Origin of the sequence: uncultured Methanobrevibacter sp., from assembly GCF_900314615.1 — an archaeon.
In the GTDB taxonomy this organism is placed as follows: Archaea; Methanobacteriota; Methanobacteria; order Methanobacteriales; family Methanobacteriaceae; genus Methanocatella.
Genome location: NZ_OMWA01000004.1, coordinates 38773 through 54015, shown reverse-complemented (window position 1 = coordinate 54015; position 15243 = coordinate 38773). Strand labels below are relative to the sequence as shown.

General features: G+C 34.4%; 17 protein-coding genes. 10 read left to right on the top strand and 7 right to left on the bottom strand.

Annotated features, from left to right (window positions below; translation table 11 throughout):
- Window positions 1-72: 72 nt before the first annotated feature.
- Window positions 73-1746: a cytidylyltransferase domain-containing protein gene (locus QZN33_RS01945; protein WP_296789004.1), complete on the bottom strand. Its 1674-nt coding sequence runs from the start codon at window positions 1744-1746 to the stop codon at window positions 73-75.
- Between the two features lie 88 nt (window positions 1747-1834).
- On the opposite strand from QZN33_RS01945, the gene hypD reads away from it, so the two are divergent.
- The 3 genes from hypD to QZN33_RS01930 are packed head-to-tail and all read left to right on the top strand — an operon-like array spanning window position 1835 to window position 4905.
- Complete coding sequence (gene hypD / locus QZN33_RS01940) at window positions 1835-2881, top strand: hydrogenase formation protein HypD (RefSeq protein WP_296789097.1); 1047 nt, start codon at window positions 1835-1837, stop codon at window positions 2879-2881.
- A gap of 1 nt (window position 2882) precedes the next feature.
- Window positions 2883-3587, top strand: a complete 705-nt coding sequence (locus tag QZN33_RS01935) for a phosphoglycolate phosphatase (RefSeq protein WP_296789003.1) — start codon at window positions 2883-2885, stop codon at window positions 3585-3587.
- 7 nt (window positions 3588-3594) lie between these two features.
- Entirely contained in the window at window positions 3595-4905 is a 1311-nt protein-coding gene (locus QZN33_RS01930) for a TldD/PmbA family protein (protein ID WP_296789001.1), read from the top strand.
- 14 nt (window positions 4906-4919) lie between these two features.
- On the opposite strand, the gene QZN33_RS01925 is transcribed toward QZN33_RS01930, so the two are convergent.
- Genes QZN33_RS01925 through glp form a run of 3 tightly spaced genes read right to left on the bottom strand, consistent with a single transcriptional unit; the run spans window position 4920 to window position 6891 of the window.
- Complete coding sequence (locus QZN33_RS01925) at window positions 4920-5171, bottom strand: hypothetical protein (RefSeq protein WP_296788999.1); 252 nt, start codon at window positions 5169-5171, stop codon at window positions 4920-4922.
- Window positions 5172-5180: 9 nt separating this feature from the next.
- Window positions 5181-5642 (bottom strand): GyrI-like domain-containing protein, encoded by a 462-nt coding sequence (locus QZN33_RS01920; RefSeq protein ID WP_296788997.1) that lies wholly within the window; start codon window positions 5640-5642, stop codon window positions 5181-5183.
- A gap of 25 nt (window positions 5643-5667) precedes the next feature.
- The gene (gene glp, locus QZN33_RS01915; protein WP_296788995.1) at window positions 5668-6891 is read right to left on the bottom strand and encodes a gephyrin-like molybdotransferase Glp; all 1224 of its coding nucleotides are present in this window, start codon (window positions 6889-6891) and stop codon (window positions 5668-5670) included.
- Between the two features lie 106 nt (window positions 6892-6997).
- Between glp and eif1A the strand changes: the two genes are divergently transcribed.
- From eif1A to QZN33_RS01900, 3 genes are all read left to right on the top strand, one after another.
- Window positions 6998-7303 (top strand): translation initiation factor eIF-1A, encoded by a 306-nt coding sequence (eif1A, locus tag QZN33_RS01910; RefSeq protein ID WP_292739265.1) that lies wholly within the window; start codon window positions 6998-7000, stop codon window positions 7301-7303.
- A 27-nt stretch (window positions 7304-7330) separates the two neighbouring features.
- Entirely contained in the window at window positions 7331-8104 is a 774-nt protein-coding gene (locus tag QZN33_RS01905; RefSeq protein ID WP_296788993.1) for a serine protein kinase RIO, read from the top strand.
- A gap of 73 nt (window positions 8105-8177) precedes the next feature.
- The gene (locus tag QZN33_RS01900; RefSeq protein ID WP_296788992.1) at window positions 8178-8948 is read left to right on the top strand and encodes a hypothetical protein; all 771 of its coding nucleotides are present in this window, start codon (window positions 8178-8180) and stop codon (window positions 8946-8948) included.
- A 78-nt stretch (window positions 8949-9026) separates the two neighbouring features.
- Here the strand turns inward: QZN33_RS01900 and QZN33_RS01895 are convergent, their stop codons facing one another.
- Window positions 9027-9152 (bottom strand): hypothetical protein, encoded by a 126-nt coding sequence (locus QZN33_RS01895; protein ID WP_296788990.1) that lies wholly within the window; start codon window positions 9150-9152, stop codon window positions 9027-9029.
- 154 nt (window positions 9153-9306) lie between these two features.
- Between QZN33_RS01895 and QZN33_RS01890 the strand changes: the two genes are divergently transcribed.
- Complete coding sequence (locus QZN33_RS01890; protein WP_296788988.1) at window positions 9307-9924, top strand: KH domain-containing protein; 618 nt, start codon at window positions 9307-9309, stop codon at window positions 9922-9924.
- Between the two features lie 30 nt (window positions 9925-9954).
- On the opposite strand, the gene QZN33_RS01885 is transcribed toward QZN33_RS01890, so the two are convergent.
- Complete coding sequence (locus QZN33_RS01885; RefSeq protein ID WP_296788986.1) at window positions 9955-10176, bottom strand: hypothetical protein; 222 nt, start codon at window positions 10174-10176, stop codon at window positions 9955-9957.
- The gene (locus QZN33_RS01880) at window positions 10169-10906 is read right to left on the bottom strand and encodes a hypothetical protein (RefSeq protein ID WP_296788984.1); all 738 of its coding nucleotides are present in this window, start codon (window positions 10904-10906) and stop codon (window positions 10169-10171) included. Before QZN33_RS01880 ends, QZN33_RS01885 begins: the two co-directional genes overlap by 8 nt.
- 418 nt (window positions 10907-11324) lie before the next feature.
- On the opposite strand from QZN33_RS01880, the gene top6B reads away from it, so the two are divergent.
- The 3 genes from top6B (at window position 11325) to QZN33_RS01865 (ending at window position 15180) form a co-directional block, all read left to right on the top strand.
- On the top strand, window positions 11325-13034 hold the full coding sequence (gene top6B / locus QZN33_RS01875; RefSeq protein WP_296788982.1) for a DNA topoisomerase VI subunit B: 1710 nt from the start codon (window positions 11325-11327) through the stop codon (window positions 13032-13034).
- 8 nt (window positions 13035-13042) lie between these two features.
- The gene (locus QZN33_RS01870) at window positions 13043-14143 is read left to right on the top strand and encodes a DNA topoisomerase IV subunit A (protein WP_296788980.1); all 1101 of its coding nucleotides are present in this window, start codon (window positions 13043-13045) and stop codon (window positions 14141-14143) included.
- Window positions 14144-14268: 125 nt separating this feature from the next.
- On the top strand, window positions 14269-15180 hold the full coding sequence (locus QZN33_RS01865; protein WP_296788978.1) for an aldo/keto reductase: 912 nt from the start codon (window positions 14269-14271) through the stop codon (window positions 15178-15180).
- Window positions 15181-15243 lie beyond the last annotated feature (63 nt).

Genomic DNA, 15243 nt, shown 5'->3' with positions numbered 1-15243 from the left:
TTTAAAGTTACATCACTAGAGCATATAATCTCTTTTTAGCAAAAAAAAATAGAAAAAGGTTTATGATAAAACCTATTTAAGACCTTGAACAAATTTAAACTGATTATATTCTCGCTCAGTAACGGCGTAAATATTGTCAAAACCGTTTTTCAAATCGATTGCCTGCATTCTCTTATTTAATTCAAGCCTTAATTCATAGTTATTTACAAGATTTAAAAATTCATTAATGATTTCCTGCCTTCCGACATTAAATCCAAGACCCATATTAATGAATCCGAATTTAGGATTTGCAAATGCATGAGACATTTCACGGTCATTTTGACACAGGCATATTGTCGGAACTCCAAGAGAGCAGATTTCATAAACTGATTTATCGGAAGCAGTAAATACAATATCTGCTGCAAATATGAATTCACTGATGTTTGAAACATCTCTATAGATTTGAATTGAAGGATTTGATTCATATTTTGCTATGATGTTTTCCAAATCAGGGTTACCCAGTCCAAGAATAACATTTATTCTTCCGGTATAGTCAGTGTCGAGAATCGCATCAATAACTTTTTCAGTGAGATTGTTTGGATCAACACCACCGAAATTAACCAGGACATTGTTGACATCATTAGTAATTATTTTAGAAGGCTGATAATAGAATTCATCCTTTAAAATAAAGTATTTATAGCTGCTGTAGACATTTCTCTCATCAGGGTCATGTTCATACAAATCATCAAATACGACATGAGCAATTCCGCTGCCGACACCCAAATCTTCAAAGTTGACTACAAAATAGCCTTCTTCTTTTAAAGAGGATATGTACTCACGGGAAGTGTCAAGAATGTCATTTAGAACTATATGAGGATTATACGCTCTTAGAATTTCAAACAAATCTCTTGAGTCTTCATAAGTTTTAAAAGAGTAATTGGATTTGCCGATTCGATCAATTCCTAACGGATATTGTTCATCAAGCAGGAACAGCACTTCATGAAATACCATTTTTGAAGCGATTGCCAAACATCTTTCAATATGGTTTGTTCCGATTTCATTTGAAGCGTTGACAACAATAGCTATCCTTTTCTTTTTAATGTAGTTTTCAGCAAGCCACCAGTCCTCATAGTCTTCAATGCTGACGCTTTCCTCACGGGACACTTCAACAATGTCAATATTGCTTCCCAAACGGGAATCTTCTTTTACAAAAGCGCGCCGGGTTGCTAAAATAGCTCCGGTTTCTCTAAAGGATTTTGGCAAATCTTCCTTGTGAACTCTTGAAATATAATTTGGGAAATATCTGTTGTTGTTTTCATCATATCCCCAGCTCAAATGCCTGTCATCAACAACAGACAGTACACTGTCAACGCTGAAATCTTCAAATTTTTCAATGACAGCATCGAGAGAAGATGTTCTAATTAATGGAGACGTAGGCTGAAGCGTTATTACAATATCATATTCATCAAAAGCCAACTTTTCTTTTTGAACCATTGCATCATAGATAACCGGTTCAAGTAAAACTTCATCGGTGGACAACTCTTCAGAGCGTCTCACCACACTTGCCCCGAATTTTTCAGCAATCAGTGCAATTTGAGAATCATCAGTAGTTACAACGACATCATCAACATATTGAGATGATTTAGCTATCTCAATTGAGTAAGAAATAAGGGGTTTATTGTTTAATAACCTCAAATTTTTACGAGGAATTCCTTTTGAGCCCCCTCTGGCCGGAATAACTACTAAAATCATATTATTGTTAAACATGTTAATCCCTTAAATATAATAAAATATAATTAATACAATATAACATATATGAATAGTATATTATTAAATCTTCGGTGTTAATATGAATATGAAAGATATGTCTAAAAGATTATTAGAAAAAATAAATGATTTAGCTACACCCGTTAAAATAATGCACGTGTGCGGTTCTCATGAGCATACAATAATGGAAAATGGAATCAGAAGTCTGCTTCCTGACGAAGTAGAAATCATTGCAGGGCCAGGATGTCCTGTTTGTGTAGTGCCTTCACGTGAGATTGATGAAGCATTGGAACTTATAGACAAAGGTGTTACAGTTACAACCTTTGGAGATATGCTTAGAGTTCCGGGTTCTGAAAGATCCCTTGCAGATGCTAAAGCAGAAGGAGGAGACGTTAGAGTAGTTTACGGTATCAACAGAGCTATTGAAATAGCTGAAAAAGTAGACAATGACGTTGCTTTTATATCAGCAGGTTTCGAAACAACTGCACCTACAACCGCTGCAGAGCTTTTGGCCACACCTCCTGAAAACTTCTCAGTGCTTTCATGCCACAGACTTATTCCGCCGGCAATTGACTTTTTAATCAATTCAGGAGAAACCAGCCTGAATGCACTGATTCAGCCAGGACATGTCTGTACAATTATCGGAACCAAACCTTTCGAATACTTCTCAACTGACTTTGGAATACCTCAAGCAGTAGCAGGATTCAATCCGCTCGACATTTTAATGTCCGTTTATATGATTTTAAGACAAATTCACAATGACACACCGAAAATAGAAAATGAGTACAAAAGAGCAGTTCGTGAAGAAGGAAATGTTGTAGCTCAGGACATGATAGAGCAGGTCTTTGACGTTACCTCAAGAGAATGGAGAGGATTTCCAAAAATACCTAATTCCATTCTTGAAATCAAAGATGAATTCAGCCAGTTCAATGCACGTGAAAAATACGACATTGAAGTTAAAGATGTTAATGAAGCACCTGCAGGATGCATCTGCGGACCAATTTTAAGAGGTCTTGCAAGACCTGAAGACTGCAAACTATTCAGAAAAGCATGCAATCCGCTCCATCCAATCGGCGCATGTATGGTAAGTAAAGAAGGAACATGCAACATAGCACACAGATATTCAAGAGGATAATATGACAATAGAAGCAATTGCAGTAGATATCGACGGTACAATAACAGACAATACAAGAAAAATATGCATTTCCGCAATTGAAGCTTTAAGAAAAGCTGAAGATGCAGGAATTCCAACAATCATAGTTACAGGAAATGTTGTAAACTATGCATATGCTGCAGAAGTGCTTATCGGATGCAGCGGAGGTCTTGTAGCTGAAAACGGAGGAGTAGTCTTTAAAGAAGGTGAAAACAACAATGCTGTTGAAACCATGGTTGAGCGAGACTTTGTCACATCAGCTGAAAATCACCTGAGAGAAAAACTGGGCGATGAGTTTGACAGACATGCTTCTCACGACAACATGTACAGACTGACAGAAACCGTATTCTATAAAACTATCGACAGAAAAGTAGTGGAAGATGCTCTAAAAGACTTTAAATATTTAGACCAACTTGAAATTTATGACAGCGGCTTTGCACTTCACATAACCGACAAAAGAGTCAATAAAGGAACTTCACTTAAATATTTATGTGAAAGAAACGGAATCAACATGGAAAATGTGATGGCGATCGGAGACAGCGAAAACGACGAGGATTTTTTAAAGGAAGTCGGATATAAGATTGCTGTTGGCAATGCGGAAGAAAAGCTGAAAGAAATAAGCACATACGCATGTGAGAAGTTCTATGGAGACGGAGTAGCGGAAGCCATTGAAAAATTTGCATTATAGTGATAATATGATATATGAACTAGCTGAAAAAGCAGAAAATGCTGTTAAAAATAACTGCGATGCATATGAAATTTATGTAGATGAAAGCAATGTTATTGAACTTGAATCCGAACAGAACGAGTTAAACTTTGCTAAAGAAGAAATTGAGCAGGGAATCGGAATAAGAGTCATTAAAGACAACAGAATCGGTTTTGCATTTACATCAAACTTAGATAAAATCAGCGAAACAGCAAATCAGGCTATTGAAAATACAAAACTGACAAAAAAAGATGAAAATTATGCATTTGCAGAAAAAGAAAAAGTAGTGGATGTTAAAAAAGTTTATGATAAAAAATTCAACGATTTAGACCTTGGCGAAGCAGTTGACCTTCTTAAAAGCCTTATTGCAACTGCCGGTGACAGCGGATGTGAAGTAACAGGATCAGGTTTTTCTGCAAGTGAAGGACGTTCATTAATTCTTAATTCCAATGGAGTTTCAATAGAAGATGAAGGAACAGGATTTGGAATGTCATTATCTGTAACAATTCAAAAAGACGGCGAAATTGCAACAGCATACAACTCACAGTCCTCAAGATTCTTTGATTTGGACAGTGAAAAATTAGCTACAGAAGTATGTGATTTGGCTAAAAATTCCTTAAATGCAAAAGCAATTGAAACCAATGATTATGATGTTGTACTTGACTATTATGCAGCAATAGGACTGCTTCAAACATTTTTAAATGCATTTGACGGTGAAAATGTAAGAAGAGGAAGATCCATTTTAAAAGATAAAATCGGAAGCGAAATAGCTAATCCATCCCTTTGCATAACTGACAATCCTCTTATGGAAAAAGGAATGATTAGCTCAAAATGTGACGGAGAAGGAACCCCATCCCAAAAAACAGATTTGATTAAAGACGGTGTTTTAAACTCATTTATTTATGATATCTACACAGCCAATAAAGTAAACGGCAAAACAACCTCAAACGGATACAGAAGTTCCTATTTGTCCACACCAATGATTAGTCCAAGCAATCTTGAGTTTAAATTTAGTGAAATGAAAGACATATCTGAAATAGACAAAGGTATTCTGACAACAAGCGTGCTTGGAGCGCATACTGCAAATCCTATTTCTGGAGATTTCTCTGTTGAAGCAAGCAATGCATTCAAAATTGAAAATGGAGAACTTACTGACCCTATTAATAAAGCTATGATTTCCGGAAATATCTTTGAAATCATGAAAAAAGTAGAAGGTATTAAATCAGAAATTAAACAGTACGGACCATACGTCATTCCTAAACTCTTGGCACATGACATCAGGGTCGTCGGACAAAATTAAAAAAAGAAGAAAAATTAAATCTTTTTTAATTTTTCTCTATACCTGTCAATTGAATCTGTTTTGTAATCAGTATGCAAATGACTGGAAGTCAATTCCTTAAACTTATCAAAGCTGTCCAGCTTATCCTTAAGGATTTTATCAATATCATCATCAAGCTGTTTTAATTGACTTTCATAAGCAAACTCTGTTTTTCTAACTTTAATGTTAGTTTGGCGAGCAATTCTTGCAAGTTCCTCATCAAAATCAATATCTTTCTTTTTAGCCATCAAATCACCTTACATTTCAATAATAGGCAATTGGATTTCAGTGATGAAATCAGCTTCATTATCACAGTTGTGCAAACCTTTGATTAATACTTCCTTAGGTGATCCTATTATATCATAATGATTGGCCTGAGCGACTTCCACCAGTTCCGCATAGGTATCCATAATGTTATCAGGAGATCCGTAATGCTTTGCGGCTAAAACCTTATTTTCAATCATGTCCACAACACGGATTCTGTCAGTACCATCTGCATCATCTTTGATTGCGATGCTTACATCATAAACTACATCACCCTGATTCACTTCGTGTCTTGGTGAGAAATAAACAATGAAAGGTTCTCCTTCAGTTTCAATATCTTCAGCATCTACCCATCCCATCAATATGGAAAGGAATATGCCTAAATCATCAATTGGAGTTTTACAGTTGATTACTCCTAATTTTTGTTCTGGAATTACTTTAACTTCATAATCCATAATTACACCTACTTAAATTATAATCTTAATTGAATAAATAAACTTCTACTTCTTCGCCTTCATCAACAAGTTCAACCAGTTTTGGTATTTTTACATAACCGTCAGCTGTTGAAAGTGAAAAGATTGCACCTGAATCCTTAAATATCGGTTGAATATTTTCACCATCGACTTTAACAAGCTGATACTGCATCCTTCCAACCTGAGAGTGAATTCTTTTTGTGATTTTGCCTTTAACAGTTGTTAATTCAAAGTCCTTATCGATTCCGGCAAGTCTTGTTAAAGGTTCGGCTACGAATGCATTGAATATCATTAAAGCGGAAACAGGATTTCCCGGAAGACCGATTACAAGTTTGCCGTTGATGACGCCGACAATTGTAGGTTTTCCAGGCTGGACTGATATTCCGTGAATGTGAACTTCTCCCAGTTCGTCGAGAACATGCTTTAAAACATCACCAAGACCTGCTGAAGTTCCACCTGAGCAGAAAAGAATGTCGACCTCTTCAAGGGATGTGACTATTTTCTCTTTTACTTCATCATAGTCATCTCTCATAACTCCCAAGAATTTTGCATCGGCACCACATGAAACGGCATCGTTTTTAATCATTCCACCGTTTACATCATAGATTTTTCCATATTCAAGCTCTTCTCCCTGAAGTGTTATTTCATTACCTGAAGATACTATACCAACACTCGGTTTTTTGTAAACTTCGATTGTTTCAAATCCCTGGGAAAGCAATACTCCGATTTTTCCAGGATTTAGGAAATCCCCTTTTTTAAGAATCAGCTTACCTTCTTCAATATCTGAACCTTTTTTGGCAACATCCTGAGAAGGAGTTACTGTAGTTAAAAGATTGACTTTGCCGTCCATCTTTTCAGCATATTCAACCATCAAAACAGCATCGGATCCTTCAGGCATTGCTGCACCAGTACTGATTTCAATGCATTTTCCTTTTTCTACTTTTTTATCGGTTGTTGCACCTGCCTCTAAAAAGTCAATGACTTCAAGAGTGTTTGGAGACTCTTCAGATGCCCCGAAACTGTCACTGGCCATTATAGCAAAACCGTCCTTCAAAGCTTTGTCAAACGGAGGAAAATCCATTCTGGAGTAAACATCTTCAAATAATATTCTGCCGTAAGCTTCACTTACATCAATCTCTTCGCTTTGCGGCTTTAAGTTTTCATTGAAAAGATTTTGAATAATATCAATAGCCTCATCACATTCTTTAATTTTTAAAAATTCGGTTCCCATTATTACCACTTTATATAAAATCCAATAAATTAATATATAATATATTGATATAAATATAAATAATTTAATCTTATGGAGAACGTATTATTATTTTGGAGGAGAGTATTTGTCAAGACCTAATAACAATAATCAACAAGAGTACAGAAGAGTAAGAACTCCTAAAAAAGGAGAAATACCTGGAGTAGTTGAACAAATCATGGGACACGGAAAACTAAAAGTCCGCTGTGCTGATGGAAATATAAGAATGACCAGAATCCCTGGTAAAATGAAAAAACGTATCTGGATTCGTGAAGGAGATGTAATCCTTGTAAAACCATGGGATTTCCAGGCTGATGAGAAGGCAGACGTCATCTGGAGATACACCAAAACCGAATCCAACTGGCTTGAAAGAAAAGGCTACTTAAAAATGTAGTCTTCACTACTTATTTTTTTGATATAAATGGATCGCAAAATTGCCAAAGCCGACAAGGCACATGAAAAATTGCATTCCCAGAAAAGAAAAAAGGACAGTTCCGATAGGAAAGTGGGAAATGAAATTTTTGATAAACTTACCCTTGAGACATTATACAAATTAGCAAATCAGGGCCATATTGATGTTTTAAACGGCGCCATAAGTACCGGAAAAGAAGCAAATGTGCTTACAGGTATTACTGATGATGAAAAATTTGTTGCCGTTAAAATTTATAGAATAGCCACATCCGATTTTAAAAAAATGGATTATTATCTAAAAGGCGATCCGAGATTTAACATAAAAACCAAAAACAAAAGAAAAATCATCTATTCATGGGTGACAAAGGAATTTAAAAATCTGACCAGACTCTATACCGCTGGAGTAAATGTTCCAAAACCTATAACAAGTGCAAATAATGTGCTTATTATTGAGTTTATCGGAGATGAAGATGGAAATCCTGCTCAACCCGTTAAAAACCAGCCACCTCAAAATCCGGATGAATTTTTCAATAAACTGCTCGTTCAGTTAAAGCTATTTGTAAATGAAGCAAAACTGGTCCATGGAGACCTGTCCAATTACAATATTTTAAATCAAAATGAGGAACCTGTAATCATTGACGTTTCTCAGTCCGTAGTTTTAGATAATCCAATTTCTAAAGAACTGCTTGAAAGAGACATCAATACATTAGTTCGTGAATACACAAAACTTGGAGTTAAAACTAGTTTTGATGAAATTTGGGAATATGTGAATCCTAAATTTTAAAAGTAATTACATATAAATAGTACATTAGTAAAAAAAGATTACATTTTTTAATTATTGAAAGTAGGTTTAATAAATGCACAACGATTTTTTTTCAATTATTAACAAGCCATGGTGGCTTTTAGATTCTGAAGAGCTTAAAATATATTCAATATATATTTTTATTTTAGGTTTTGTAGGAGGAATTATCCTTTCAATTCTGATATCTGTAATACCCTCAACAAACATATTTTTCACAGTATTTTCTTTGACTGTAATAAGTGCACTTATGGCCATTTTTTCCTATAAAAGAGATTGGTTTGATAGAAAATATGGTTTAGTTTCAAAATACCATATCGGAATGAATTACTCTGTAGTGTTTTATATTATTGGCATTCTGAATTTAGGTCTTTCACTGATGTTCTTTTATCCAAATCTCAAAAATTCTGGTCCAATTTCTGCGGCCATAATGTTTTTATCACAGCAAATACCATTAATTTTCATGTTATTAAGACTTGATGTATTCGATGATGAAAATTGCCGTGTTCAAAAAGAAGATGAAATGGGAAACACACATTACGAAAATACATTAGGATATCATCCTGTGATGTATTATTTTATTGGATTTCCATTAAGTATACTAATTGGAATATGTTTAAATGACTATGTCAAAGACATTTTAGTTTCATCATATTTTACATCCAATTTATTGCAATCAATATTTTTAATAGCCATATTATTCGTGTTATTATCCCCTGATTTGTTAGATAAAATATTGCCATTTAATCTTAGAAGCTGGAATGGTACAATTAAATTATATATAATAATAGCCGTAATTCTAGCAATATTACGCATTTTTATAATTTAAAAACCAATTCTCAAATTTTAAATATCACGTGCTGTCGCTTCACAGTATTCTATGATTTTCTTAATATGTTTTTCATCTTTAGCATTCATAGATTATAACCACATCTTTTTTGATTTTATTTAAAAATTCCTTATTATGACTGCATGATGAAACCAAATCAACATGACATTTGAATTCACCTTCCAAGTCATGAACAAAAGACATATATTTAATTATCTTTTTTTAAATTTACCCATTTTAAAGATATCATTAAATTAGAAATATTAATCTCACAATTTAAAACATCAATTTTTATAAAAACATTTAAAAAATTTAAACAAAATAAATAATAGTAATTCTAATTTAAAAAGGTGATAAAATGCCGGAAACAGATTATTTAAAAATACCTCAAAACAGAGTTGGGGCTTTAATCGGAAGCAACGGTAATGTAAAAAAATCAATTGAAAAAGCAACAGGAACACTGCTGGACATAGATAGTGATGACGGTACTGTTTACATTACACCTAGTGAAGACATGGAAGACCCGTTAGGAGTCTGGAATGCAAACCATATCGTTAAAGCAGTGGCACGTGGATTCAATCCTGAAGTTGCTTTAAAACTTGTCAGTGATGATATTTATCTGGAAGTTATCAGCTTACCATTATACATTGGAAAATCCAAAAAAGCCCTTGCAAGACATAAAGGCAGAATTATAGGAAAAGACGGGAAAACACGTGAAATAATTATGGAAATGGCTGAAGTGGACATGGCTGTATATGGTAAAACCGTATCCATCATTGGTGAAATGGACAATATCATGATTGCAAAAGAAGCTATTGAAATGATTTTGAACGGATCCAGACACAAATCTGTCTATGGATTTTTAGAACATAAAAAAGAAACTTTAAAAATGAAAGAATTCAAAGACCTTGTTGGAATTGAAGACGATAAAATTGAATTCAAGGATGGCATCGACTTTGATGAAAAAGATTATTAGGAGTTAATACTCCTAAAACTTATTTTTTAATTATTCTGTGAACCAATACCAAAAAGTCATTTTTTCAGGAATGACTGTAATGCCTATATCAGCAAAAATCTCTTTTAATTTGTATTTTCCAGAAACTATATTTGGATTATTCATTCTTTCTCGAGATTTTTGACGATTTTCTGGTGAAATAAGTTCAGATTTATTAAAACCAACATCTTTAGTAACTATTACTTTTTTTTCACCTTGATAATAATCATCCATCCAAATACCTCCTAGTTAGTTTAATATTATCCAATCTATTATTTAAATAACCTAACAAAAAATTACCATATTTCTCATTAAGATTATCCAATACAAGATAACCTTCATCAAAGTCTTCACAAATTTCATCCAAAATAGCTTGTAAACCTTCATCCAAATCTTTACGAATTTCATTAACAAAGGACTCATCAAAAACCTCTGTTTTTGATTCTAAAACCCATAATTCCCTTTGAGATAATACAATTTCAAATTCTTCAAAGTCATGCTGCAACATTTCAAAATTTTTGCCCGAAGGAGGAGAACCATATTTAATTGGATGATTATGAGCAGAAGCAATATGCATTCCTTTAAGAAAATTCGGATATATTGCCCCACTTACATGGCCAGGAGCATCATCATCAGCAAAATTACATGAAACAATGTTTCCAGTTTCAATATCAAAATAAATCATGCATTCCACATTTAAGTCATGAGTTTTCTTTCTAAACATGTCAACAGTTTTTACAGCCTTATCCGAAAATTCAGCCGGCAAATCATCTTTAGTTATCGGAGAAATTGACCAGTCAATTGGAAGATGCCTATACCTTTCATATTCCTTGTCAGTGATTTTAACTTCAAATGGAATTAAAAATCCACCGCGATTATCTCTCAGCAGCCTCTTATGCGATTCTATGAACTCGTCAAGGTGAAGTTTGCGGACAATATTGTTAATACTATTTTTAGAAATCATGGACTTTAATTTATTATTTAAATTATTTAAACTAGTCAGTTTCAAATGAAAACAATTTTATGAAGTGAAAACAATTTTACAAGACCATGCAACTTTTTATTTATTTTTAAAAATAACCATGAAGAACTTCCAAAATGAGAATCAAATAAATATTACATAGTTAAAGCAATTTAAATAAAAGATTGCTATAAAAATTATGCAATTAATAGCAAACTATTATATACTTCAACCAACATATATAGATAACATAGTATAAATACTATATTTTCTACATGTTTTTTATTTATTATTTTACCATATATTTAAACAAGTTAGCTAGGGTAGGGTATAAACATTACTTATCAAATGCTCTCTCCCATTTCATTTAAATATTATCACAATAATAACTAAAACATACTTAATATTAGGAGGAAAAATTTTGGCTCAAGAACAAGCAGGACTTGATTGGGAAGAGGACTTTCAAAGACTGACTCCATCCGAGTTCTTTAGAAAAAATAAACAGATGCTTGGATTCACAGGTAAAATTCGTTCTTTAACTATTGTTTTCCACGAACTGATTACAAACAGTTTCGATGCATGTGAAGAATCCGGAATATTGCCTGACATCGATATCGAATTGAAGCGTATCGACAAAGAACATTACATCTTAAGACACAAGGATAACGGACCTGGAATTCCTGAAGACTATGTCATGCAGGTATACTGTATGATGTTTGCAGGATCCAAATTCAGAAACATCCAATCCAGAGGACAGCAGGGATTAGGTTGTAGTGGTTGTGTACTTCTATCACAGATGACTACCGGTAAACCTGCACGTGTAATTTCATGCTACAAAGACGGAGATGAAATTAAAGGAGTGAAAATGAAATTCCAGATGGATGTGAAAAACAACCGTGGAATTTTAATGGAAAGGGAAGACTATCAGGCTGAAAGCACAGGAGTATGTATTGAACTGCAGTTCAAAGACGTATCATACTCACTTGCAGAACAGGGTGCTTTTGAATACATCAGAAGAACCATGATTGGAAACCCTCATGCAAAAATCACATTCAGAGACCCGTCAGGACACAAATATATTTTCAAAAGAGCGGCAGATGTCGTGCCTGTTCAACCAAAAGAAGTATTACCTCACCCTAAAGGAGTAAGTGCTGACGATTTAATGACCATGGCTCAGAATACAGACAGCAGAAGATATAAAAGTATGTTAACTTCATCCATGTCAAGAATGTCCAACAAAAGAGTAGGTGAAATTGCAGAAATGACCGGAATCGACATGAACAAACGTCCGAAAGCTATGACATTTCCTGAAGCAGAAGCTATAGTGCAATGCTTTAAGAAAATGAAATTTATGGCACCACCAACAGACGGACTTATACCAATCGGATCCGAACAGATTGAAAAAGGTATGAAACAGATTCTTAAACCTGAATTCGTAACCACAATTACAAGAAAACCTGTAACATATGCAGGTGGTGTTTCATTCATTATTGAAGCAGGTCTTGCTTACGGAGGAGATTCCGGAAGAGTTGTTAATGAGAAACGAAAGTCAGAAATCATGAGATTTGCTAACAGAGTTCCATTAACATTCGATGCAGGAAGCTGTGCTATTACAGAAGCACTCAAAAGTATTGACTGGAAACGTTATGGTCTAAAAGACATGGACAACACCCCATTAACTTTATTTGTAAATATTATTTCAACCCAGGTACCTTACCTTTCAACAGGAAAACAAAGTGTATCACCGGAACCTGAAATTGTTCATGAGATAAGACAGGCAACAATGAAACTTGCACGTAAACTGCAAAAACACTTAAGAGCTAAAAGAGCAGCTAAAGAAAAAGAAAAACGTTCAAAAGTATTTGAAGAATATGTGCCTGTAATTATTGAAGAGGCTGCAAAACTCGGTGAAACCGGAGTTCCTGAATATCACGAAGTTTTAGCAAAAGTAACCAAAAGGGCACTTGCAGAACTTCTTGGTGAAAAGGTTGAAGAAGAAGTGGAAGAGGAAGAATTTGATGCACTCATCATGGAAGAAGTTGATGAATTCGGAAACGCCGTTGAAGAAGGTCAATCCGCATTGGATAACTTCGAAGAAGATGATGTGGAAGATGGTTTTGAGGATGAATAGGTGATTGTATGAGTGATGCTAACGAAAAAGGAAAAACACACAAAGAACAAAGGAAAGAATACACCTATAACAAACTTAAAGGATTAGGACAGGAAATTATTGAAGAAATTGAGAAAACTAAAGTTCCAAGCATTAAAGTCCCATCAAGAGGTACTGGAAACATTGTCTATGATGAAGCCAAAAGATACTACGTATTAGGTGACAGATACGGAAGAAGATCATTAGGTAATGTAAAACAGATTAGAAAATTAGGTCAGATGGTTTATGTAGCTAACTTCTGTAAAGATTTGGTTGCAAGAGAAAAAACAGCTACCATCAGGGAGATGTACTACGTTTCCGAAGGTTGGGGAATCAGCTTTAAATCACAGCAGGAATCAAACATTGTTGGAGAAGACCTGGAAGTTACATTAGGTACCACTCGTGAAGACTTAGGATTAATGCCTGAAGAAGACGGAGCATCAGTTTATGGAGACATTACCTTAATAGATGAAGGTACTGAAGTAAATGCAACCAGAATGGGGAAATCCGGTTACACCATTTCACCAACTATTGATCAAGTCGACTTCGATGGCCACAATGTAGACAAAGTATTGGCAGTGGAAACCATGGGAATGTTCCACAGGCTAGTTCAGGAAAATGCACATAAAAGATACAACTGTTTAATTGTCGGGCTTAAAGGACAGGCTGCCCGTGCTACAAGAAGATTCCTTAAAAGAGTCAATACAGAATTAGGATTACCAGTCTATATCTGTAACGACGGAGACCCTTGGGGATTCCACATTGCACAGGTTATTATTTCTGGAAGTGCAAAATTAGCTCACGTTAATCACGACCTCGCAACTCCTGATGCTAAATTCATTGGAGTAACTGCATCAGATATTATCAACTACGATTTACCTACCGATAAACTAAAAGATGTAGACGTCATGAGGCTTAAAGAGCTTTCTAAAGACCCAAGGTATAAAACTGATTTCTGGCAAACCGAAATTAAGAAAATGCTTAAAATCGGTAAGAAAGCAGAACAGCAATCTTTTTCAAAATATGGGCTTGAGTACGTAGTAGACGAGTACTTCCCTGCTAAATTTGAAGAAATGGAAAATCAAGCATAGTCTTGAAATTTTCCTCCTTATTTTTTTATTTTTTTACACACATACCATCTCAATTTTCAATCACCAAAATACTTAATAATTTTATAAATGATAACTTTATGTGAACAGCATTTTTTAGTGATATTATGGATCTGAATTTTTTTAAAAAAGATAACACCAAACAACGTGAACAGACAAAAACAGCCAATCCAGATATCGAATATTATAAATTAAATAATGGCGAAAAAATACCTGCTTTAAGTTTTGGTGTTTATGAAATAGAACCTAAGAAAACAAAAGACGTAGTTATTGAAGCATTGGACGTAGGATATCGCTCAATAGATACTGCTCAAATTTATTATAATGAAAAAGAAGTTGGCGATGCAGTTAAGGAATCCGAAGTTGCACGTGAAGACATTTTCCTGATAAGCAAAAATTGGGTGAGCAATGCAGGTTATGACAAGACAATCAAAGCAGTAAACAAATCTTTAGAAGATATGCAAACCGATTATTTGGACTTGTTTTTAATTCACCAGCCATACGGTGATTATTACGGTTCATACAGGGCGCTTCAAGATTTGCAAAAAGAAGGCAAACTATTATCTATTGGCCTTTCCAACTTTGATTCAGCCCGTATGATTGATCTTGTAATGAATAATGACGTTGTGCCTCAAGTAAATCAAATTGAAACAACACCATACTTCCAGCAGTATGAAGCAAATGAATACCTGGAAAAAATGGGAATTCTTCATCAGGCATGGGGTCCTCTATCCGAAGGTATGGATAATCTTTTTGAAAATCCGATTTTGGTGGAAATTGCTGAGAAATACTCAAAAAGCACACCCCAAATAATTTTAAGATGGCTCATTGACAGAAACATTGCAGGCATTTGCAAATCCATGAAAAGGGAAAGGATGTTGCAGAACATCGATATTTTTGATTTTGAATTAACAAACAGTGAAATTAAAAAAATCAGAGAGATTGACAGAGGAAAAAGTCCGTTTATAGACCATAATGACCCTGAAACCGCTAAAGAGTTTAATGAAGAAATAATCTAAAATAATTTAACGGACTGATTTTCAGTCCATCACCCTAATTTTTTAAAAAAATCCCTAAAATTT